The organism is Rhodococcus sp. 05-2254-6 (assembly GCF_002258565.1).
GTDB lineage: Bacteria > Actinomycetota > Actinomycetes > Mycobacteriales > Mycobacteriaceae > Rhodococcoides.
Genome location: NZ_NOZF01000033.1, coordinates 1 through 22,524 on the forward strand (window position 1 = coordinate 1; position 22,524 = coordinate 22,524).

At 58.0% G+C, this 22,524-nt stretch carries 15 protein-coding genes; 7 read left to right on the forward strand and 8 right to left on the reverse strand.

The features are described from left to right. The 7 genes from CH256_RS27940 to CH256_RS03835 all read left to right on the forward strand — a co-directional run. Positions 1-183 (forward strand): hypothetical protein (locus tag CH256_RS27940; RefSeq protein WP_179271991.1); only part of this gene is annotated, 183 nt, incomplete at its 5' end. Next, complete coding sequence (locus tag CH256_RS03810) at positions 180-536, forward strand: hypothetical protein (protein ID WP_094668899.1); 357 nt, start codon at positions 180-182, stop codon at positions 534-536. The genes CH256_RS27940 and CH256_RS03810, both read left to right, overlap by 4 nt. A 271-nt stretch (positions 537-807) precedes the next feature. Continuing rightward, positions 808-1,440 (forward strand): hypothetical protein, encoded by a 633-nt coding sequence (locus tag CH256_RS03815; protein ID WP_094668900.1) that lies wholly within the window; start codon positions 808-810, stop codon positions 1,438-1,440. 108 nt (positions 1,441-1,548) lie between these two features. Next, positions 1,549-2,694 carry a DUF6361 family protein gene (locus CH256_RS03820; RefSeq protein WP_094668901.1) on the forward strand — a complete coding sequence of 382 codons (1,146 nt, stop codon included), beginning with the start codon at positions 1,549-1,551 and terminating at the stop codon, positions 2,692-2,694. 13 nt (positions 2,695-2,707) lie between these two features. After that, positions 2,708-4,465 (forward strand): phospholipase D family protein, encoded by a 1,758-nt coding sequence (locus tag CH256_RS03825; RefSeq protein ID WP_256989352.1) that lies wholly within the window; start codon positions 2,708-2,710, stop codon positions 4,463-4,465. After that, on the forward strand, positions 4,458-7,661 hold the full coding sequence (locus CH256_RS03830) for a DEAD/DEAH box helicase (RefSeq protein ID WP_094668903.1): 3,204 nt from the start codon (positions 4,458-4,460) through the stop codon (positions 7,659-7,661). The genes CH256_RS03825 and CH256_RS03830 overlap by 8 nt, the downstream gene beginning before the upstream one ends. Before the next feature lie 97 nt (positions 7,662-7,758). Continuing rightward, entirely contained in the window at positions 7,759-8,811 is a 1,053-nt protein-coding gene (locus CH256_RS03835) for a DUF3644 domain-containing protein (RefSeq protein WP_094668904.1), read from the forward strand. 95 nt (positions 8,812-8,906) lie between these two features. On the opposite strand, the gene CH256_RS03840 is transcribed toward CH256_RS03835, so the two are convergent. The 8 genes from CH256_RS03840 to CH256_RS03880 form a co-directional block, all read right to left on the reverse strand. Next, complete coding sequence (locus CH256_RS03840; protein ID WP_143536512.1) at positions 8,907-9,689, reverse strand: GIY-YIG nuclease family protein; 783 nt, start codon at positions 9,687-9,689, stop codon at positions 8,907-8,909. Between the two features lie 10 nt (positions 9,690-9,699). After that, positions 9,700-12,636 carry a type I restriction endonuclease subunit R gene (locus tag CH256_RS03845; RefSeq protein ID WP_094668906.1) on the reverse strand — a complete coding sequence of 979 codons (2,937 nt, stop codon included), beginning with the start codon at positions 12,634-12,636 and terminating at the stop codon, positions 9,700-9,702. Next, entirely contained in the window at positions 12,636-13,802 is a 1,167-nt protein-coding gene (locus CH256_RS03850) for a restriction endonuclease subunit S (RefSeq protein WP_094668907.1), read from the reverse strand. Before CH256_RS03850 ends, CH256_RS03845 begins: the two co-directional genes overlap by 1 nt. Beyond that, positions 13,799-15,295, reverse strand: a complete 1,497-nt coding sequence (locus CH256_RS03855) for a type I restriction-modification system subunit M (RefSeq protein WP_094668908.1) — start codon at positions 15,293-15,295, stop codon at positions 13,799-13,801. Before CH256_RS03855 ends, CH256_RS03850 begins: the two co-directional genes overlap by 4 nt. Then, complete coding sequence (locus CH256_RS03860; RefSeq protein ID WP_094668909.1) at positions 15,292-16,803, reverse strand: type I restriction-modification system subunit M; 1,512 nt, start codon at positions 16,801-16,803, stop codon at positions 15,292-15,294. The genes CH256_RS03855 and CH256_RS03860 overlap by 4 nt, the downstream gene beginning before the upstream one ends. Beyond that, positions 16,800-18,941, reverse strand: a complete 2,142-nt coding sequence (locus CH256_RS03865) for an N-6 DNA methylase (protein ID WP_094668910.1) — start codon at positions 18,939-18,941, stop codon at positions 16,800-16,802. The genes CH256_RS03860 and CH256_RS03865 overlap by 4 nt, the downstream gene beginning before the upstream one ends. Then, entirely contained in the window at positions 18,938-19,513 is a 576-nt protein-coding gene (locus CH256_RS03870) for an NYN domain-containing protein (RefSeq protein ID WP_094668911.1), read from the reverse strand. Before CH256_RS03870 ends, CH256_RS03865 begins: the two co-directional genes overlap by 4 nt. Positions 19,514-20,528: 1,015 nt before the next feature. Beyond that, positions 20,529-22,040, reverse strand: a complete 1,512-nt coding sequence (locus CH256_RS03880) for a GTP pyrophosphokinase (protein ID WP_094668913.1) — start codon at positions 22,038-22,040, stop codon at positions 20,529-20,531. Positions 22,041-22,524 lie beyond the last annotated feature (484 nt).

Here is a 22,524-nt window from a genome sequence, read left to right on the forward strand (position 1 = left end):
ATTGCGCTGGCTGTACACCAGGACTCCGAACGCGACCTATCGCAGTGGCTGGGCTTCCGCACCGAACGCTTCCCGACGCTCCATATCGCGAACGCCGGCAGCCACAACGGTTCAGATCGGCCGATCACCTGGGAAGTGGTCAATGATTTGAAAAAGATGGTCGACGGGATTCTTGCCGAATGACTGCTGCAACGTCGCCGGCGGTTGCGTTGAGGAACGCGGAACTGCTGCTGGACGGAAGTCACAGCGCTGCAGGCGGTTCGGCGCGTCTGGCTGCGTTCCTCGCTCGCCAGGCGTTGGAGGAATTGGTCATCGAGCGGTGCGTGGCGTTGGGCGTAGATATCGAGAGTCCGAGCATGCGATCGAGGTTGGTGATCTTGAGGTCACTGGATGCAGCTGAGAACGCCGATGCTGCTGCGATGGCGTGGAGCAGATTGAGCAACGCATGTCACCACCATGCGTACGAACTCGCGCCGACGGTCGCAGAAGTGCGGCACCTGTGTCGAGTGGTGGCCTTTCTGTTGGCGAGCGAATGACGACCGAACTAATCGGTGTAACGGTATTCGTTGACCCCGTAACAGACACGCTGCGGGAGCACGGGCTGTCCCTCCAAGCGCGCGGTCGTTCCCCAAGTATTGCTGCGGGTGCACTTCTGAGGTTCCCCCCCGGAAAGTGGACTGCCCGCGGTCGCAGTAAAACAGCTGTAGGAGGATACGTTGCGCACACTCATCGGGAGCAGGAGAGAATATCGTGGTGGAATCTGATATCGGCGATGGGCCAGAGTTTAAACCGGACTCATCGAAAACAATGGCATTGTTCGACAAGGCCCTGGTAGCTGCGAACAAGCTCGTGGATGTGCGGGTAAACCGCATAAAGGAACGTCATCCGAATGCCACCGTCGACCAGTTGGTGAAGAAGCTCGAAACCACCTTTCTGTCATCCGTCACCGCCACCGGCGCAGCGACGGGAGGAGCAGCTGCGGTGCCGGGAGCAGGTACGGCAGCTGCATTGGCGATGACAGCGGGGGACGCGTCATGGTTCATGACTGCTGCAGCGGGTCACATCCTCTCCGTTCTTCGAGTGCACGGGATCGATATCACCGATTTGGAACATCAGAAGGCGGTCGTGCTGACAGTGTTGGCCGGTGGCGGAGGGTCGACTTTTGCCGGGAAAGCAGCTGGTCGCACAGGCTCGCACCTTGGAACGCTGTTCGCGAAAAACGTTCCTATGTCTACGATTCGCTCAGTCAACCGAGTACTCGGGGTCAACTTCGTCACCAAGTACGGAACACGGCAAGGCATTCTGGTGCTGGGCCGCGCCGCACCTTTCGGAATCGGTGCCGCACTCGGCGCGGGCGGAAATCTGTTCTTCGGCCAGGGGATCGTCAAGGCCACACGGAAAGCTGCCGAGGTCGCACGCAGCACCGGAGCGGATACCTAGACGTGAATCCGAAGCGCCCTGTCGACGAACCAGATTTGAAGCGCACATATCTCGTTGGTTCATCTGGCACGATCAATAGTTCTACTAACTTAGAGAACAGGAGGGCTCGTGTCTGATATTGCATGGCTCGACACCTCGCCTGATGAAGAGCGCCGGATGCGAGAGCTGGTCAAGCTGTTCTCCGACTCGAGCACACTCGACGACATCGGGATCGGACAGGTTCGAGACACGTTGTCTGAATACCTGTTTCCGGCGACTTCGACTGTGCACACACGTGCGAAGTACTTCCTGTTCGTTCCCTGGATCTATGCGGAAGCAGCGAGGAAGCACTCGGGTACGGCAGCCCGCACGAGGGCGCGCGATACCGAGCGGAAACTGATCGAAACGATGCGGAAGGACGGGCACACGCAGGGTTTGATCGGTCGAGTCGCGGGCGCGAGTGTCAACACCCTTCCATCCAATCTCTATTCGGCTGCTCTCAAGCGGCTCGGCATTCGACACGACGGCCACCAGGGTACGAGTTGGAACATCAGTGTCGACCCGCCCAAGGGATTCCCTGCAAGAGTCGAAACAGGTTTCGAGCTGAGTCGTTCCGAGGCCAGCTGGCTGCAAGAAAGAATTCTTACTTCAGCGCCGGACACATATCTGGCACACCTCGTGCGGGAGGGTCTTGAACATGACCTCAAAACTGTCGACAGTCCATGGGATCACCCAGCACTGACGACCGCGCCGGCTGCCATCCGTGGACTGGTCGAGCATGCGCGACTGTTCTCTCTGACTATCAATGGTGCCGGCTTGCTGTACAACCTGCTGCTCGCAGAGAAGTACGAGAAGGCCGTGACCCCCGGCGACACGACTTACGTCGAGTACTACCGCGACTTACTGGACAACTGGGCCAACGAGGTGTCCGTCCAATCTCGCGACATCTCGAACTGGGACGTTCCAGCCTTCTGGGCGGCAGTCAACAAGGGTAGGAGCACCCCAATCCCGCTGAACACCAAAGTGTTTGTAGATTCCTGGCTTACCGCCGTGCGTACAGGCGATGCCTACGACTCCGCAACACCCACGGACTTACGCGAGTTGATCGCGGACCGCGAACGGGTCAACAAAGGTGAGCAATCCCGTCTGAACAACGACCGGTTACTGAAGGAATGGTCGGGGGCCTCAGGTGCCGGACGTCTGACTTACCGGTGGTCGACCGTGCAGACAATGGTCGGCGACATCAAGGAAGGCCTTGCTCGTGCTACCTCCTGACAGCAGAGTCACCTTGCTCGAACGCCTCGAACCCGCGCAGGGTTACGTGGTCACACACGTGGTCGGCACCACCTACACGTTGGATCTCGACAGCGCACTGCTGCCGTCACTTGCTCTATCGCGAAGTGCCTCGGCAGGATCTGCAGACCCTCTCGAAACGATCGCCGCTGTCCAAGCAAGCATCGGCAAGATCGATATCTTCCATCAACGCGGCATGATTGGCGTCCCGACCACGCGGTCGCGCCTACACACATTGCTCGAACCGGCATTGCACGCCGTGCAGCACTCGTCCAATTTCTTGTTTCACCCCAAGCTATGGTTGGCGAGATACGAGTCCGAGACGACTGGGGAAGTGTCTCTCCGGTTGGTGGTCATGAGCCGCAACTTGGCCCGGGGCAGATCGTGGGACGTCGCCATCACCCTGGACGGCACTCTCGTGAGCACGCCGAGCGCCAAAAACAAGCCGCTTGTCGACTTTTTACGATTCCTGACCACCGCAGTCCAGCCCGGCTTGCCGGAGAACCGTGCGAGTCGCATCTTGGACCTAGCCGAAGAGATCCGGTGGGCAGAGTGGGACCTTCCCTCAGGCGCAACCGATGTCGACTTTCACATCTTTGGTGTGCGCAGCTCGCGAACATCGAAGCCCGACTTCTCCGGCTACAAACACTTGCTGGTTTCGCCGTTCCTCACAGATGACGGCCTGGCGACGCTCGCCGAGTACTCCCGCGGCTCGGTGTCGGTCGTATCGCGTCAAGAGTCGTTCGATGCATTATCCAGCGATGTTGCAGGATGGATCTCGGAGCCATACGTACTGTCGCCGACTGCGGGCATTCCTGCCGACGACCAGGATTCGACGGGTGGTCCTGCTTTGTCGGGGCTGCATGCCAAGCTGTACTGCGTCGAGCGGGACAAGCGGGCGCACCTGTTCATCGGGTCAGCAAATGCCACGCGTAACGCATTTGGTGGGAACGTCGAGGTCCTTGTCGAATTGACAGGCAAGACAGCAATATTCGGTGTCGACGCCATGCTCGGTAAGGGCGGATTCCGATCAATTTTGCAGTCGACGACCATCGAACCGGTCGGTGACTCGGAGGACGACCCACAGGCCGTGCTCGACCACCAGTTTCGCCAGCTGGTGTTCGACGTGCAGCTTCGGGCAGAGCTGAGTAAGGACGACGATAGCTATGCACTACACCTCACCAGCTCGGACCCGATTTCTGTGCCAGCCGAGTTATCTCTGGCGGTATCGCTTCTGTCTGTCAAGGCAAGTTCTCTGATTGCAGACATGGACGGAATAATCGATCTGCAGTTCAGCGGTTTGAATCTGTCTGATGTGACAGCGCTTTTCGTGCTCACTGTTTCCGACGGCGGTGGCCGTCGAAGCTCGGCCGTTGTCATGGCGGAACTGATCAACGATGTGGCCGAGCGTATGAGCTCGATCGTGACGCAGGAGATCAACACGCCCGATGCGTTCCGTCGCTTCCTCGCGCTGTTGCTTGCTTTCGGCGCACCAAGCGTTGCTGCCGACGGCGAGGATGGTGAAGACGATGCTTCTCTGACGGCTGGCCGATGGGATGCGTTGGAGAATGGACTGTTCGAGCAGATGCTCAGGGTGTCGACGGCCAACGCGCAGGTCCTCGAGCACCTCGCTGGCGTCGTCACAAGCATCATCGATCAGGACGATCCGAACGGCGTCTTGCCTGAGGGATTTCGCGAGCTGTGGTCCGCGGTGTACGACCCGACCCAACGAGAGGCACAGATAGATGCCTGATCAAGAGCGTTTCGCAGCGGAACCTCACCTGGCTACGTTACGTCCGTTCCAGCGGGCAACGGTAGATCATGTCTCGGATGTGCTGTACGGGAACAAGACTGGAAATCGATTTCTCGTCGCCGACGAAACAGGCCTTGGCAAGACCATGGTGGCGAGGGGCGTCATAGCTCGGGCAATCGAAGCGCTGCAGGATGATCCGGAAGTCGACCGCATCGACATCATCTACATTTGCTCCAACACCGATGTCGCACGGCAGAATATCCAGCGCCTCGACATCCTTGGCAATCAAGTAACGATGTCGACGCGGCTCAGTTTGTTGGCAACATCGACAGAAGCGTTGAAGTCTGCGCCGGGGGTTGCGGGCAAGCCGATCAATCTCGTGTCGCTCACCCCGAAGACTTCCTTCGCAGACAAAGGATGGAGTTCGGGCACCGCGAGGGAACGAGCGCTACTCTTCGTCATCTTGAGCAGTCATCTCCAGCTCAGCGGCGCGGCGAAGACAGCGGCTTACCGGGTTCTCCAGGGAACAGTGCAGAGCCTGGACAGCTTCAAGCAACGGGTAACCGATCTCGAATTGTCGATGAAGGCGGCACCGGGGAAGGCCCTCCAAAAGCTGGACAAGGACATCGTTGAGACGTTCTTGCGGCTCGTGGATGAGCCTAAACCCGACGGCACTACTGTGCTGGAGCGTTTTCGCACGTTGGTCGATGAAACGACCGGCAAAGCCGCGGTGCCGGGCGGCTACAAGGCCTCGTCCGCTGTGATCGGCGAACTTCGACGAATGCTGTCGCGCGCCGGGGTGGAGGCTCTGGAACCAGATCTGGTGATTCTCGACGAGTTTCAGCGGTTCACTGAGCTGCTCGACGTAGACAGTCCGGTCAGTGAGCTCGCGCGGGACCTGTTCGGTTACCGCCACGCCAAGGTGTTGCTGCTGTCTGCAACGCCCTACAAGCCAATCGATGATGGGCCCGAAGGCGACGGTACCCATCAATCGCAGTTCCTCGGCATACTCGACTTTCTATCGCAAGGAACGGACGGTGAGGGTGCGAGAGGTATCGCCAAGCTGCTCGACGAGTACCGGCAAACGGTCAAGAATCGGCAGGACCCGGCTGAGCTGCGCGATCGCATTCGCGCGGAGTTGCTCACGGTCATGTGCCGGACCGAACGGCCCCCACGGCTCAACGAGTCGATGGTCGAAGAACGGCGAACGGCCGCACCACCTATAAGCGCGGCTGCCGTACGCCAATACAAGACGTTCGCCGAACTCGCGCACATGGTCGACGCACGATTCCCGATGGACGTCTGGAAATCGGTACCAGAGTTGGCGCACTTCCTCGATTCCTATCAGCTTGGTCGGTACCTTCATGACCACATCAGCGAGCCGGACGTCCGTGCTCTGGTCGAATCGTTGGATCGTCTCGACCCTGCCGCGGTAGAGGACTACCGGCCTTTGGACGCGCGGAATCCGCGTTTGGAAGCGCTGATCTCCCAGACCACGGGTCAGGACTGGCAGACGCTCCTGTGGCTGCCGGCGTCGCTGCCTTACTTGAAGCCGGCGGGTCCGTACGCGCGGGCTGACGCGCCTCAGGTCACCAAGAAGCTCGTGTTCTCACAGTGGACAGCGACCCCTACAGCCGTTGCGTCTTTGTTGAGCCATGATGCAAGCCGTCGAATTGCGAGGTCTGGGGTTGAGTCAGGACGGAGTGTCACGGCTTCACACGAAAACGTCTCGCAGAGGCTGCAGTTTCGCCGTCGCGGCGAGCAGCTGACGGCGATGGCCGGATTCCTGCCGTTCTTCCCTATGCCGGGTCTGGCAGACATGGCGGACCCGCTGCGACGCGCTGGAGCCGCGGGGCGTCCATTCGATCGTGACTACGCCGAGTCGCGTATTGCGAGTGAGCTGTCTGCCAACCTTCCGCAGGGTGTGCGCGAAACGGGAGCCGGTGAGGTCGCGTCGCTAGTGTGGCAGTGGCCTCTGGCGCTCAGCGACGGAAAGTTGGACGAGGCCCTGAGCGGGCTCGTGGCGAACCTCAGCGCTGCCGATGCCATTGCAGGGCGTGGTTCTGACAAGGGGGTCGAGAGCGACGACGACCGGGCTGATCAGTCGACGGTCATCGACGAGTATGTCCAAGCCGCGGTCACAGCGCATCGCGGGCGTGATTCGCTGGACCTATCCCAGATCCCGTCCGGACTGACGACGCTCACGGCCCGGTTGGCCATGCACTCTCCGGCCAACTGCGGCTGGCGAGCATTCGGTCGCTTGTCGGTGGATACGTCGCGGGTAACTGTTGGGGGCCAGTGGCGAGCTGCCGCGATCTTGGCATCCGGTCTTCGTACGTTGTTCAACCGGTGGGAGTCGGCGCTGATTCTTGACCACCTGTACGCCGAGGAGGCGTCGTACTGGCAGCGGGTTCTTCGATACTGCGCCGACGGGAACCTCCAAGCCGTGCTTGACGAGCACCTCTTCCACCTCGTGCAGGTCGAGGGCAACAGCGAGTTCGATGACGAGGCACTGATCGCATTCGCTTGGCATGCAGCGAGCGCGCTGAAACTGAAACCTGCTGTCTACAAGGCGAAGGATCCGTTGCAAGAGGGCAACGACATCGACTTCTCGAGTCGATTCGCGCTTCGATACGGCGATGCGGGTCAAGGAGAGACGGACTCGGCCCGACCTGGAGAAATCCGTGAAGCCTTCAATTCGCCGTTTTGGCCCTTCGTATTGGTGTCCACGAGTGTCGGCCAGGAGGGGATCGACTTTCACCCCTGGTGCCACAACCTCGTCCACTGGAACGTCCCGGGGAGTCCGGTGGACTTCGAGCAGCGGGACGGGCGTGTCAATAGGTTTCGCGGGCATGCTGTTCGACGTAACATTGCTGACAAACATGGTTCGGCGATGCTGGCTGCGGAGAATCCTTGGCAGGAGGCATATCGACTTGCTGGGGATGATGCACCGAATGCCGAGATCGCTGGGTTGGCACCCGACTGGATCTACCCCGGTCCGTACAAGGTCATTCGGGATGTGCTGCCGTATCAGCTGAGTGTGGATGCGAACCGACTCAAGAGGACCCGCGAGCGAGTTGCGCTGTATCGGTTGACATTCGGGCAACCGCGTCAGGAGGACTTACTCGAATTGCTGCAGTCGTCTGGGGTGACGGACGAGCAAGCGGACTCGTGGCGTATTGACCTGCGGCCGTGAAGTCGATCATCTGTCCGTCACAACCGCTGATCGAACGTCATGCGCGATCTGGACGACGCTCATAAAATTGCATAAAACCGGTAGTTAGGGGAACATCGTGGCAAGACCTGCATCCTGGATGTACACGCTAGCTGAAGCCAAGAGACAGGCGCTCGTAGCTATCGATTTTTACAACCGTCCTGGGGATAGAGCTAGTTTTTTCGATTTCGTCGTTCATATGCACCTCGCATGGCAGAATCTCCTTCATGCAAACTTAATGCAGAATAAAACCGACATCTTCTTCCGCGACTCGGGAGGTAGGCGTTTCGCTCGAAACCCCGATGGTTCGAAAAAGACATGGGACCTTGCCAAGTGCGTACGGGAAGCGATGCCAGCTAACAGTCCGGTACGCGCAAACATCGAGTTCTTCATCGGCTTGCGAAATCAGATTGAACATCGGTTTCAGTCCTCGATCATGAGTGCAACGGACCCTCAAACCCACGCCCTCGTTATTAATTTTGAAACTGAGTTGGTTTCCAAGTTTGGCGTGGGGCATAGCTTAGGAAGTTTTCTGCATTTTCCGCTCTTTGTTCAGACGCTGACCCCCAGCAACCTTGCCGTGCAGAAGTCCCTGCGCCGAGATCTGCCCGAAGTTACTCGAAATTACATTACAAAATTCGAAAAAGAGCTCAGTGCTGAGGTTTCCAGTAGTGAGGAGTTCGCATATCGAATACTCCTTACGCCGCTGAAAGGGCCAAAAACTGAGGCTGATATGGCCTTGAATTTTGTTCGACAGGACGACCTCACGCCTGCCGAGATTGCCGAACTTGCTGGCAGGGAGGGGAGTGTGATAATAGCTGAAAAATATCGCAATGTGGTGCATGGCGACGAGATGCTACCGAAAGATGCAGCAATGGCGGTGGAAAGCTCCATTCCTTATCATTTTCCGATGAATTACTTCACTCGACTTCGCAAGAAGTGGCAAATCGGACCCATTTCCTCTGGATCGGACAAGCCACTGCCGAAATCGGCCGACTACTGTCTGTACTCGCCAGCGTTCGGTCAGTTCGTGTACAAGCCGGTACTTGTTGAGCGAATGGCTCAAGCGCTAAAGACTGAAGGTGGATTCAGGCTGGCGATGGGTTTTGCACCAAGATTGTCCGAAACATAATGACTTCCGGGTCTTCGTTTGTAGCGGCGACACGATCGGAACCTCAGACCTTTGGGTTATGGGCCCAGCGATGCAGTACCTGGCGGCGCTTTTCCCTACCCTTCGACTAAATCTAGATCATTGACGACTTGAACTTCCAGACCAAGACTTCTGGCGACGCGGTCAACGAACTTGGTCGACGTTAGAAACCATTCCGATCCGGCCCTCCTGGTCCGTGTTCCCTCATGGTCCGCATCCCGAAGCCAAGCGTGAAATTCCTTCTCCTTCGCTGCTGAATCCGATACCGGATAAATGCGCAACAGGATGGGATCTTCGGGCAGCGCTGTAAGTCGTCCGGCCGATCCAGCTCGGTAGTAGACATCGACACTTGAATGGCCCACTTTCAGCAACGTCTTGCCGGTGTCGGGATCGACCGGGTACCGGCGGTAGTGCGGGAGCGTGTAGACATAAATGCCAGGTGTCCCCTTCGCTTCAGCGGCTTCGGACACCTTTACCGCGATCTCGGCTTCGTGCATCTGAGCGACAACGTCATCTGCCTTGGCCGACAGCTGCCCCTCCAGCTTTTCGAGGTGCTCCTTTAGCTGCGGGCTCAGAGCCTTGGTCCTCAGCCATTTTCGCACTCGCCGACTTGCTTGAAGGGAAATATTCGAGCTGTTCGGGACCTCCTCGTCGAGGAGCGCCCTGAGTTGTGTCCTGTAGTTGTACACGAACCCGACGTTCTCGTTGCCCTCTTCCGTCGCCATTGCGGTGGGCGTAAGACCGGCGAGGTCATGCCGGTAGACCCGGCCGAGAAGGGTGTCATCGGCTAGGAGGATCGCCTCCACCTCTGATCGACGGTCATATGTCGACGCAGAGTAGGGGCTCAGTGGCTCGGTCATATTTCCCCTATCAGTAATATTCCCGGACGTAGCCTAGCGCCTTCTCGAAGACATCGTTGTCACGGATCTTAAACTGCACGTATAGCGTTGAGCGAAGTGCCTTGCGGACCTCTTGGTCGCCACGGATCGTGGCCTGCCAGCCGTCGAAACGCACGCCGCGCACCACCTCGTCGATGCGGTTGACGATGTTTTCCACGATGATTGGGGTTTCGTCGGTCTTTAGTGCCTCGAAAAGTTCTGTGAGTGCAGCTCGACCTTGCTCCTCGCGGGGGACCTCGTCGATGGCCTTCTCTGCTACAACGGTGTCGCGAGCAAGTTCGAGTAGCTCGCGTAGAAAGTCGAGGCTCGACTGTTGAATGTCGGCATACCTTTCGCGAATGGAGTTCAGACGCTGACCAAGCTCAATGAAGGCTGGATTGTTCAGGTGACGGGCGATCCGCGCTGTAATCTGCTTCTCGATCTCTTTTGGCGAAACGTCCGTGCGCCTTCCCGTCATCAAGTCTTCGATTGTTTGCGCATCAAGGACAATTGTCTCGTCACCCTGCGGGATTTCAACCCGAACGTGCTCGTTGATCAGGTCGATCGTTTTCGCACCCAAGGAGTGCCACACCAGCCGGCCCACAATGTCGGCGGGCCTTACGGATTCGTAGACGTCCGTCAGCCAGCGGTAATCGTCGCGATGCGGAGACAGCATCGGATCTGGACTGAGCGCTTCCCACAGTTGGGAGACGATGCTAAAGGCCAGCCCGAAGGCATCCTTCGTCGTTTCTACGGCAATCGCTGACTGAGCCTGGACAAGCCCCTCGTAACCGCCAATCGATCGATCAACGCCTGGAAAGAACCCCAGCGCCGTAGCAAGCGCCGGCGCAAACTGCAGCTTGAGTTCTTCGATATTCGTCACTACCTGCTCTACCGACGCTTCGTCGAAGGCCAAGGATTTAGCGACGTCGTCAAAGATGCCTAGATAGTCGACGATCAGGCCATGCGTCTTGTTCGGCGGGTAGACGCGGTTGGTGCGTGTGATGGCCTGAAGGAGCGTGTGCTCCTTGAGCGGCTTGTCGAGATACTGACAAAACAAGATCGGTGCGTCAAAGCCTGTGAGGAGCTTGGCTGTCACGATGATGATCTTCAATGGGTCAGCCGGGTCGTTGAACCGAGAGACGACTTGCTCAAGATCGTCTGCACCTGGAGTCCATTTCGCCCAATCCACCAAGTCGCTACGCGATTTCGACATCACGATCGTGGACGCGTCTGGCCCGAGATGCTTGTCAAGCTCCTCCTTGTACGCCACGCAGGATGCCTTGTCGTAGACCACCACCTGTGCCTTGAGGCCCTCCGGCTCGACTTTGGCCCGGAAATGGACTGCAATGTCGGCCGCAATCTTTGCGATTCGCGACGGGGTCTTTATCAGCACCTCGATGGACGCAGCCTTCTTCGAAAGCGTGATCTTCTCTTGTTCTGACAGACCGCGGTCCGCTACCAGCTCCTGGAAGGCTACGTCGATAGCGTTTTGATCAATGTGGATTTCTGATAGACGGGGCTCGAAGTGCAACGGCAAAGTTGCGCCGTCTCGAATCGATTCCTGGAAGGAATAGCGCGAGAGATAGCCACCCTCATCCTCGGTCGATCCGAACCACATGAAGGTGTTGCGGTCCCGCTTATTGATCGGGGTTCCGGTCAGGCCAAACAGGAATGCGTTGGGCAGCGCCTCTCGCATCTTCTGCCCATAATCGCCTTCCTGCGAGCGATGGGCTTCATCGACCATCGCAATGATGTTGTCGCGCGCATCGAGCACACCCGGAGCTTCGCCGAACTTGTGGATTGTCGTGACGATGACCTTCCGTGCGCTTTGACTCAATAGCTGTTGCAGTTGGGCGCGTGAGTCTGTCGAGACCAGTCCTGGAACGTCGGAGGCGCTGAACGTCCCGGTGATCTGGGTGTCGAGGTCGATGCGGTCAACGACGATGACGATGGTCGGGTTGGTCAACTCGGCCATCGCACGCAGCTTGAGTGCAGTAAACACCATGAGCAGCGACTTACCGGACCCCTGGAAGTGCCAGATCAGACCCTGCTTGACCTTGCCGAGCAGCACCCGCTCAACGATCAGGTTCGTTCCCTGGAATTGCTGGAACCGGGCGATAATCTTGATCTTGCGATGCTTCTTGTCTGTCGCGTAGATAGTGAAAAACCTCAAGAACTCCAGGACTGCGGACGGCTTCAGAACTCCCTCGACGGCTTCCTGTACCGCGACCAAGCCAATCTTGGCCGGCGCGTCATCATCGGCCGACTCCTCGCGCCACGGGCCCCACAGTTCGACCGGCATGCCGACGGTCCCATATCGGAAGTCCTTGCCTTCTGTGGCGAAGCAGAACACGTTGGGTACGAAGAATTGCGGCACACTCTGCTCGTAGTCGCCATGAATTTGCGCGGCGCCGTCTATCCACGTGTAGGCGGACCGGACTGGAGTCTTTGCTTCGCCGATGACCAACGGGAACCCGTTGCACCACAGGACCAAGTCGAACCGCTTCTCAACCCGTCCTTGTTTGAACGTGACCTCGGTCGAAATCACCCATTGGTTTGAAGAGTCATCGTCAAGATGGTCGAAGTCGATCAGGCGAACCGTCGTATGTTCACCGTTGGTCCCGAACGGCATCGACTTCTGACCGGTCAGCCAGGCCATGAATTCTTCGTTGGCCACCACGGGGTGCGGGTTGGTCCGGGCAGCAATCAGGATCGCGCGAAGGTTGTAGATGACCTCGTCGGCCTTGTCCGGGTCAGCCTCGATCTCCGGGTTCAGCCGAATCAGCGCAGACTTGACGCCGCCTTCAAGCATTACCTCGTCGGTTTGCCGCGGTAGCAAGGTACATGGTGTGAACGGGACATCCAGGGACGCGACCAGATCGCGTACGAAATCCCGGACCGTGTTTGCTTCACTGAATTGGGCCATCAGTTGCCTCCAAATATCTCGGCCAGCACCGATGATCGCAGTTTGTCAAGACGTTCCAATTCGATAGCAAGCACAGAAACCGACCGGGAAAAATTTGCGGCGTCAGAGACTATCGCGCCTTGGATTTCAGGCGAAGCCAGCGGGAATGGAAAATCGGCGACATGTCGCCAATGCATGTGCTTCACTTTGGACCCCTCGCTCCTTCTAGCGACCCAATCGCTGAATCTCAGCGATTGTAAAGCGAGAAACGCGTAGTCTGACGAAACACGGTCGCTTGTAGTCAGGCGTCCGATCCGCTGGTTAAGCAAGGCCGTATCGTGCATCCGGCAAACCCGACCCAGGAAGCGACCATCCAGCGTTTGCGCTGTCATGTTGATCACAAGGTCGCCTGGTTCAAGAACCCAATCAGAGTACTTACTAGCGAAATCGTTCGGAATCGACACCGAAGTGCTGGTCCACGAGACGGTGCCATCCGCATTCATGTCTCCTGGGCGCAGCAATGGAAAGGTGCCATTCCCATACAGCTCGCTCGGAACGGGCCGGCCGTTCTGGATGGCAATCACTTCTCTCAGGGGGACGGTCGAAAGGGCCGAGAGTCGTTCCATCAGCCAGGTGTCGAACACCCGGCTTAATTTTTCGGGGCAGTTCCTGGTTGTCAGCCGATGACGCTCAGCCGTCCAGAGGAGGTCTGCGATGCGCTTTTGCTCGTCGAGGGGAGGGAGATTGAACTCCAGAGAGGCGAGTGGCCCCCAATTCAGGAACTTGTTGACCGAACCCGTGAAGTTGTCCTTCATCTGCGCTTGGGCCTCGGGGCTGAGGAGCAGCCACACAACATACTCCTGAAGCAGCACTCGCTCGTCGAGGGATCGTAGTACGAACAGTTTTTCGCCAGTGACTCCCGCTCGATCGACGGCCGCCAACTTTTCAATGCCGCGCGAGTGCAGTAAGACGTCACGGTCGCGGAACTTCCGCTTAAACGTCGGCGGGAACTTGTCGTCGTCCGTTGCCCCGTAGTGCGCAACAGTAGGGTCACCTGCGTTGATATGAGGGCCCGCGACATACGGAAGGACACCATCTCGATTAGCATCGAAGTAGTCATTGATGTTCGCGACAACCTCACCGAAGATCGCGCGCTTCCAGGTGGATTTGTCGAGATTGAGACTCATGCCGACTCCTCCATTTGCAGCATCGTAAGCACGTTACCGATCGCACTCTCCGATGTGCCAGAAGCGACACGCCACTCGGCCAGCGCATCAGTTACTCCAATATTTTTTCCATCATCATCAGCCGCCTTCGCAGTCGCCACGTAAAGGGGAATGGCGAGGCTAAATCCCTTGTGTGCAATCTGATCAAGCGTTGCTACGGAGACGAAATGGTCGATGTCGCTGAAGTCGCGATACGCGTTCAGGATCCTGGTCTGGTTCGACTCGCGAAGGAACGACTGTGCATGTTCCCGTGCGACTTCGTTGATTGCGTTTATAAATAGGACCTTTCCCTGGCGCTCGACGGGCTTGTGGGCGCGCAAAGTAATTACGACGGCCTCCATCGGCGAGTTGTAGAACAAGCCGGCACCGAGCCCCAGCACACACTCGACCAAATCCGACTTGACGAGCGCCTCGCGCAGATCTGCTTCCTCCCGGCGGAAGAGGACGCCGTGCGGGAACAGGATGGCGGCGCGTCCCGTCTCTGGATCAAGACTCCTGGCGATGTGCTGGAAAAACGCGTAGTCGGCGCGGCCTTGCGGCGGAACACCCCAGAGGTTGCGCCCGTAGGGATCCTTGCTGAACGCCTCACGGTTCCAGGCCTTTATGGAGTAGGGAGGGTTGGCGAGGACGACGTCGAAAGTCTGCAGTCCCCCGTTGGCGTTGTGGAACGCGGGCCTTGAGAGCGTGTCGCCGTGCGCGATGTGGCCGTCGGTCACGCCGTGGAGAAACAAGTTCATCCGTGCGATGGCCGATGTCCCGTAATTAAGCTCTTGTCCGAACAGCCGAAGGTTGCGCCACTCGCTGCCCTGGCGCTTCACCTCAACAGCGGTAGAGATCAGCATGCCGCCGGTACCGCAGGTGGGGTCGTAGACGGACTCTCCAGGCTGGGGTTCGAGCATCAGTGTCATCAGGTGCACGAGCGTGCGGTTGGTGTAAAACTCTTGCGCCGTATGGCCGGAGTCGTCGGCGAACTTCTTAATCAGGAACTCGTAGCCGTTGCCAAGCTCGTCCTCGGGCAGGTTGGCGATCGACAACGTCTTGGTCGAGAAGTGTTCGATCAGGTCGGTGAGCGTGGAGTCAGGCAGGAGGTTCTTGTTACCCCAGTCACCGTCGCCGAATACGCCCGGGAGGGTATTGGGGTTGGCGGACTCGATTGCGCGCATGGCTTTGAGGACGGAGCTGCCGATGTCGCTGTTAACGGATCGAATATCCTCCCATGTGCAACCGCCGGGGATCGCGAATCGGTGGTTTTCCGGCAGGTCGGCGAGCTCCTCGTCGTCATAAACCTGCAAGGCCGCGGCGTGTTCCTCGTCGTAGACGTCGGAAATCCGCTTCAAGAACACGAGCGGAAAGATGTACTGCTTGTAGTCGCCAGCGTCGATGAGGCCGCGCAGCACAACAGCAGCGCCCCACAGATATGTCTCCAGCTCACGCTGAGTGATTCGGCCAGTCATGCCGTCACATCCTGTCCCAGGTTCCACTTCGCTAGTTCGGATTCCAGCGCCGCGCGGGTTTCTGCCGCGATCGCACGCGCAGTCTCCAGATCGGCGATCGCCTGTTCCAGCGTCAACTTTTCATCACTGTCTGCAGGGGCGACGTAGAGCGGGATGTTGAGGTTGTGGTCGTTGTCGGCGATCTCGTCGATGCTGACAACTCGTGCAAGTCCCTCAATATCTTCGTAGCTTTCGTACGCATCGAGGAGCTGGTGGGCTTGCGCTGGCTCTAGGGTGTTCTGATTGCGTCCCTTCTTGAGCAAGCTCTCTGCATTAATGAAGAGCACTTTGTCCTGCTTCTTCGCAGGTTTACCGATCCTGAGAACCAACACACAGGCCGCCAGGCCTGTGCCGTAGAACAGATTGGGTGCCAAGCCGATGACCGCATCGACAAGATCCGACTTGAGCATGTGGGTGCGAATCTTGGCTTCGGCGCCTTGGCGAAAGAGTGCCCCTTGCGGGAGGACAACTGCGACGCGGCCGGTGTCGGGTTGCGTAGAGGCAAGCATGTGCTGCACCCAGGCCCAGTCTGCGTACCCCTTTGGCGGGACGCCGCCGAGGCAGTTGCGGCCCCACTTGTCTGTCCCCCATTGGGCGTCGCCCCAGTTCTTCAGCGAGAACGGCGGATTGGCGACAACACAATCAAACCTCGCCAGGCCGTTCCCGGTGTAGAACGCGGGGTCTCGCAGGGTGTCCTCGCGGATGATTTTGAAATCTTCTACACCGTGCAGCAAGAGGTTCATGCGAGCGATTGCCGAGGTGGCGAGTACCTTTTCCTGGCCGTAAAGCCTGCCCCAGAGCGTTTTAGGACTGCCTCCAGCGGCTTTGACGTGCTCGATGACTTCGATGAGCATGCCGCCAGTGCCGCAGGCTGGGTCGTAGACGGTCTCGCCCTCAACTGGGTTGAGGATGTTGATGAGAAGGCCCACGACTGATCGGGGCGTGTAGTACTCGCCAGCCTTTTTGTTGGAGGCATCGGCAAAGCGTTTGATGAGGTACTCGTACGCATTGCCAAATACGTCGGGCGCCACGTTGGCGTTGGACAGCATCTTGGTCGAGAAGTGCTCGATCAGGTCGGAGAGCTTGCGATCAGGCAGCTTGTCCTTGTTAGTCCAGTTTGCGTTGCCGAAGATGCCGTAGAGGGTCTCGGGGTTGGCCTTCTCGATCTCGCGGAACGCAGTCTGCAGAGCCGCGCCGACGTTCTCGGTTCTGCTGCGCACATCTGCCCACGCGTTGCCTTCAGGAATTGCGAAGCGGTGATTTTCGGCGAAAGCCGCGAAATCATAATCGCCGAAAGATTCGTGGAGCGCTTCGTCGAACTCTTCGAGGTAGACATCACTGATCCGCTTGAAGAACATGATTGGGAAGATGTAGGCCTTGAAGTCCGCTTGGTCGATGCTGCCGCGCAAAATGTCCGCCGCCTTGGCGAGATATTGTTCCAGCTCGGGAAGAGCTATGCGGTCGGTCATTTGACTCCCTCAGAATCGTATTGGCCGTTGTGTTCTGCTGGTCCGACATGCGCTGGCGAATCGACGCCCGCCACTGACAAATCGATCTGGTGTCGTACGGCCTCGAACAGGCTGGTTTCTATTACCTCAGCCGCCTGGGAGACCCGCGTGGCGGCGATGCGCGCACGTTCAAGGGATTCCAGCAGCTCCGCTACTTGACGTTGTTCGGCGATCGGAATGACAGCGATTTCGAGTGCCTTGGGATCTGCCCGCTGAATCGTGGTTCCTGCCTGGTGACGCTTGTTCCATGCAGCGGTTAGACAGTGGGCGACGTAGACGGGTTCTAAAATGGCTCGATCTACACGCAACGCAAAGACCCCGTTGTCGAGAACGCGATCCCCGTCGAGATCTATGACCGCTCTCACTTCATTGATGGTCGTGAACAAGATGTCGAGTCTTTCGGTTCGTGCGGCCTTTGTGCCTACTGCGACGTTTGCCGCATCACTACTGTCGGCCGCCGAAGGCGGTAGCCCTTCGCGGACTTGGCGTGCCGTGACGCCTGCGCCTGACACCCTCTGGTTGTTGTCGTCTCGTAGGGGCTTCCCTCGCAGCAGTGAAGCGCCGCCCTGTTGTGTCAAGTCCTTGATCGACACCATCCGAGGCTGCGAGAATGATCCTGGAGTGAGCGAATCGAGCGAAAGTCCAGCAAGGTCGTCCCGAGCCGAAGTTAGACAGTCGAGAGCACGGAAATACTTATTGTTTACGTCGGCTTCGTCGACCTCAAGAAGGTCGATCCAACGCCTGGGCTGAAGCACGACGTCCTCTGTCGCTAGAAGCTCGTCGATCGAAACGCGTGCGTACGGCGGATGCACATCTGGATCGTCGCCCAATCCGAGCGTCAGCCACTGACGGGCTAGTTCCTCAGGGTTTCCTTCTCCCGAGCCATCGACCAGAAGTACCGCAGTGCCTGCCTCCGACTTGGCGGGCGGACGCAGCACCCAGAGGAACAGCGGGATCGATGTGTGAGGGAGCATCTTTCTCGGCAATGCGAAGACGGCTTCCACACAGCCCGATTGGACCACGTTGCTGCGCACGTTCTTGGTCGCGGAACTGAAGGTCGGCGCACCGCTCGTGACTACATAGCCGCATCCGTTCGGCGCGAGGTGATGGATGGCGTGCTGAATCCACAGGAATTCGGAGGATGACCGCGGTGGAAGTCCGAAGTTCCACCGAGGGTCTGCGACCGCGTGGGGGTTGTCCCACTTCATCCCAAACGGGGGTTCGGCAACCACGAAATCTGCGCGAAGTTTAGGGTCGGGGTCTTGCACGAGGACATCCGACTTCACGAAGTGCGCCGACCCGCGACTGAAGAGGTTGCGCTGCCGGGCAACAAGCAATGCGTGCTCGCTGATGTCGTGACCTATTAGGCGGGTGTGCATTGCGGCATTCGCTTGAACCTGCATGAGTGTCTCGCCGATTCCACACGCCGGGTCGTACACAATCCCGGCCTCGCCGTTCACCAAGTTCGCCAAGAGAGCCGAAACTTTGGACCCTGCGAGCCCGTACTGGCCCGCCGATCGCGCCTGCGCGCCTGCGAGACGTCTGAGAACCAGATTTGAGATGTATTCAAAATCATCGAGTTTGAGAGAGTTCACTGCGTTAAACAGCACCTCGAATGCGATGGACTGCGTTTCCTTCAGCTCCGGAGGCAAGTCTGCTAGGCCTGCCAGACGTTCACTCGTATTCGCCAAGTCGGAGAGGTGGGCGTAATCGGTCAAGATCGTGCCCCCGAGCGAAGTGTTGGCTAGCTTCACCCACTGCGCTTCAACTTTGCGATCGGACTCGGCAATGAACCTCGCAGACATCAGGGCAAGCAGAGCGGCAGTGAGCGCTTCGATCGAGATCATTCCGCGCAGACCATTGAACGCCGACCAAATCTGTCGCTCTCCCCTATCGACGGTGATCTCATATCCACGAGACTTCAGCCACGTGGTGACTTCAAGCTCAGAGAAGAGCGGGCGCGCTGCGGAGCCCCCAACCGGATCGGGAAACTGGAGGTTGGGATTCGCGCGCCAGTTGCTGACAGCCGCAGGAGTGCGTCCGGCCATCTCAGCAATTTCACCGGGGGCAACCAGCTTTGCGACTTCCTGATTGGTCATGCGGCTTCCTTGGCCTGGAGATCGGGTGTGCTGGTGTCGTCATCAAGGTAGATGACGTGGCTTGCTGCCAGCACCAGCCGGCGCGACATGCTGCTCCTAGTGCCGACCACGGTCACGGCCACGCCTTCGCGGCCGAGTGCTGCGACAGCGTCGGTGAAGATTCCATCTCCTGACACAACCACCACGTACCGGAAGCGGCGGGCGATGTCTTCATCCAGAACATCAAGCAGCGCGAGGTCTGCGCCATTTCTTCCTGACCGAATGACGTACCTGAGCCCGGGCCAGACGCAGCCAACCGGCATCAGGCCGACGTGACTGGTGCCGATCACAATCTGGTCGTACTCACCAATACTGATGGCTGCAAGCAGTCGCCGTTTCGCCGCTGCGACGTCCAGTTTGTTGATGGCCGCGCCTCCAATCACATTTTCGATGTCAACTACAACGAGCTTGCGCCCGTATTCTCTGTGCTCCTTTCGGGCGAGCACCCTCCGCGCTTTTGATGACATCTTAACCTTAACATTTTGATGGAGGAGCCTGTATCCCTTACAGGTATACATGTACAGCACTGCCATGCGGGTGTCAAACCCTGAATCGGATACAGGTACCGTCGACGTTGTATCGATGGACAGAGTCCGCACGGTCGCGGTTGTTCACGGTGGGGGATCGAAGCAGTCGATCTACCGATTCCGTCGGGCAGATATCGCGTCGCACATGGCGGCGCGTGACGCTACGGACACCGCAGACGTGGTTCGACTCACCACGAACTTCCGCTCCACGAAACCTGTTCTGAACTGGGTGAACTCGGTGTTCGGAACCCTGGTCGTCCCCAGCGCCTCGTTCAGCCCGACTACACGCCGCTCGATCCAGCTCCAGGCCGACCGGACTGGGCAGCCGGAACAGAGTGGGGTCCAGATCCATTCGTGTTCGCCGACGCAGGTGAAGCACTCGCCGATGAGCATTTGTTGACCCCTCCAAATTGCTTAAGGCCCGAGATCACGGGATGTCGCGCGTCATCGCGACCGCGCTCGACCAGGGTGGGGAGAAGGAAACCGGGGGATTCGGCGAATAATGGCTGCCGACCGTCGGGTGTTCGAGGTGTCGGTGGATTCGCCACGGCAGCGCGATGTGTGACGTCGATTGGGTTCGTCGTGGATCGGGCGCATGAATGGTACGGCGAGGACGCGGCGATCTGCGGGACTAGGTACGCGATTCCCTCGACCATGATGGCCTGCCCGTCGATAACACGACCTGCGGCCCAGTCACCGCCCCCTTCGGATGCCGTGGCTGACAGCTCCGCGAGTACGCAGACTGAACAGAGTCGGCCGGGGGTGTGTCGTGTAGGTCTATCGGGGACTGGCCCGACTGTCGGCGTCGGCGCAAGCGCCCCATTCGTGGCTCGGGGTCGGTTCGGTCAGGGATCCAGCTCGCCGACGTACTGAAATTTGGTGGTGTGCTCGGCTCCGGTTTGTTCCACGGCTGGCGGCAGTGGATGCAGTGGTCGTCGTGCGGGCTGCGCACATAGTGTTTAAATCGGTGATGTCCGAGCCGGGCCCGCAAGTGGCAGCAGCCGTGACGGTAGTGACTTGATCAGCTGGAGAAACTGCTTTCTGGGTCAATCCATTGCTCGATTTCCAGTAAGTCGTGTTCATCTACAGGGATATTGAAATGACCCGCACGCGATCTGATGTATTGAAAGAATATGTCACGTAGCTGTGAGGTGGAGAGTCCAGTCCTCAAGTTCCCGGTTTGCAAAAGAGCGTTCAGAAAGTAACTTAGCTTTAATCGGATTAGAGTCTTTCCTCCTCTCTGGACTTTATCGCGAATGGCTTTACTGAGTAGATGAACCTGCTGCACTCCAAGCTCGGTTCGATTTATGTTAAGCTCATCCCAGAGGTCCTGATCCAATGAGGCCGCCACGGCGCTAATGTATTTCCTAAGTTCGTCTTTCGACACAGCCGGAGTCGGCTTTTCAATTTTCTGAAGCTCGCGTATTAAATTTGGAACGCTTGGATCAAAGGCGTTAGCTGGGATGGCGTTAGTATCATTCAAGTCTGAGGCGTCGAACCCCCGGGGGACTATCCATCCCGGACCTACATACACAATATTTACATCGGGAACAGCTTCAAGAAGAAGTGACTTGAATGTTCCGAATCGGCCCCAGGATTGTTGCGCGATACTTGCTCCAAATACAGACTGCAGCTGGAAAGCGACCGCGGCTAGAGTTTCCGGTTTTGAGAGGTTGCGCACAGTTTCTCGAGTTTCTTCGATCAATGCCTGCTCTGGAAAGATCACGCCTGAGCTGTCCGGAACGACGGATGATGCCGAGTGGCTGCTATCGATTTGCGGAGAACGTATTTCCGTTGCCACAGAATTAGTAGCGGCGGGAGTCCGTGACGCACGATCCAGCTCATCCCTTAGGTCTTGGGCGAGTTCATCGACGCAGCTCAGCAGATTCGCTAGCCGCTGCGCCAGCGTTTTAATCATTGGTGGCAGAGATGCGTCTGGCTTGTACGTATCCTCGTGTGTTAATTCGCCCCAGCCGTCCTGAAGGAGGGTCCGAACTTGGACCTCAACGCTAACTGTCCACCAGTCGGCGGCGTTCTGCACTCGAGCCGAGAGATTTACGTGATAGGCGCGATAGCCGGATTCCTTGGGGGTTTCGTGATATAGGCGTTCCTTTTTCGATTCAAAAACTATTCCCGAATTAGGTGAATCCTCAACTTCGGGTAGGCTTGAGAGCATCGTTTGAACGGTTCCGATGTCTGAGACGTTGTTGCAGACTATTCTAATTCCGACCAGGTCGTCAATCACATGTGGAATATCTTCGAGCTCGGAAATTCGTGTTATGTATTTCTCTTGATTTAGTTTGGACCAAACTCGGCCGGGAGCCTTGAGGCGACTTGAGCTTATGCGAATACGACCGCGATCGAACTCGCCGAGGTTATCGATCATGGCTTCATTCAGATACCGCTCTACGGTAGACAACGCAGGACCAAGTCGTCGAACCTTGACGAGCTCGTACCAAGTTTTAAACTGCTCATAGTTGAACGAGACCGTAGGTAGATCACTCGTAGCTGCGGAAGGCATCAGCTCTGTCATCAGACTCCCTGCTGGATCGGGTGGTTTCTCGCGTTAGGGGTTCGATGACAGTACCCTTAGACGCCCAGGCACGTCTTGGTTTTCAAGAGGGTGGCGATTCGTGGCTCGGCGTGTGGAACCAGCTCCGCTCCGTGTACAGTAGTTTGATTATTTTTGGGTTTGCTGGTCACTCTTGGCGGTAGGTTTCACTGACAGGGCTTCCATGACGTGTGCTCGAATACCTCTGCGTGAGAATGATTTCCTAGATAGTCCGGTTCGTGTCAGTGTCCGTACCGGCCTGATGCTCGCGAGTACCTGCTCTCACGGGTAAGCCAGGTTGCGCCGCAAGGATCACGGTCATCGCGGGTGCGACCTTGGGGTGGCAATCAAGTCAATCGGCCGCTCGAAATCGCAGATCGTCGGTTACATGAATGACTCAGTTAAGGAAATCATGAAGACACGGGTCGGCAGCCGCTACCGTCGACGCTTGTCGGGCACCTGTTCA

Bases quoted from the DNA above. Each gene is read 5' to 3' on its own strand.
- CH256_RS03830 (WP_094668903.1), top strand. From the start codon at position 4,458: ATGCCTGATCAAGAGCGTTTCGCAGCGGAACCTCACCTGGCTACGTTA.
- CH256_RS03855 (WP_094668908.1), bottom strand. From the start codon at position 15,295: ATGACTGGCCGAATCACTCAGCGTGAGCTGGAGACATATCTGTGGGGC.
- CH256_RS03880 (WP_094668913.1), bottom strand. From the start codon at position 22,040: ATGACAGAGCTGATGCCTTCCGCAGCTACGAGTGATCTACCTACGGTC.
- CH256_RS03850 (WP_094668907.1), bottom strand. From the start codon at position 13,802: ATGAGTCTCAATCTCGACAAATCCACCTGGAAGCGCGCGATCTTCGGT.
- CH256_RS03860 (WP_094668909.1), bottom strand. From the start codon at position 16,803: ATGACCGACCGCATAGCTCTTCCCGAGCTGGAACAATATCTCGCCAAG.
- CH256_RS03840 (WP_143536512.1), bottom strand. From the start codon at position 9,689: ATGACCGAGCCACTGAGCCCCTACTCTGCGTCGACATATGACCGTCGA.
- CH256_RS03810 (WP_094668899.1), top strand. From the start codon at position 180: ATGACTGCTGCAACGTCGCCGGCGGTTGCGTTGAGGAACGCGGAACTG.
- CH256_RS03845 (WP_094668906.1), bottom strand. From the start codon at position 12,636: ATGGCCCAATTCAGTGAAGCAAACACGGTCCGGGATTTCGTACGCGAT.
- CH256_RS03865 (WP_094668910.1), bottom strand. From the start codon at position 18,941: ATGACCAATCAGGAAGTCGCAAAGCTGGTTGCCCCCGGTGAAATTGCT.
- CH256_RS03815 (WP_094668900.1), top strand. From the start codon at position 808: ATGGCATTGTTCGACAAGGCCCTGGTAGCTGCGAACAAGCTCGTGGAT.
- CH256_RS03870 (WP_094668911.1), bottom strand. From the start codon at position 19,513: ATGGCAGTGCTGTACATGTATACCTGTAAGGGATACAGGCTCCTCCAT.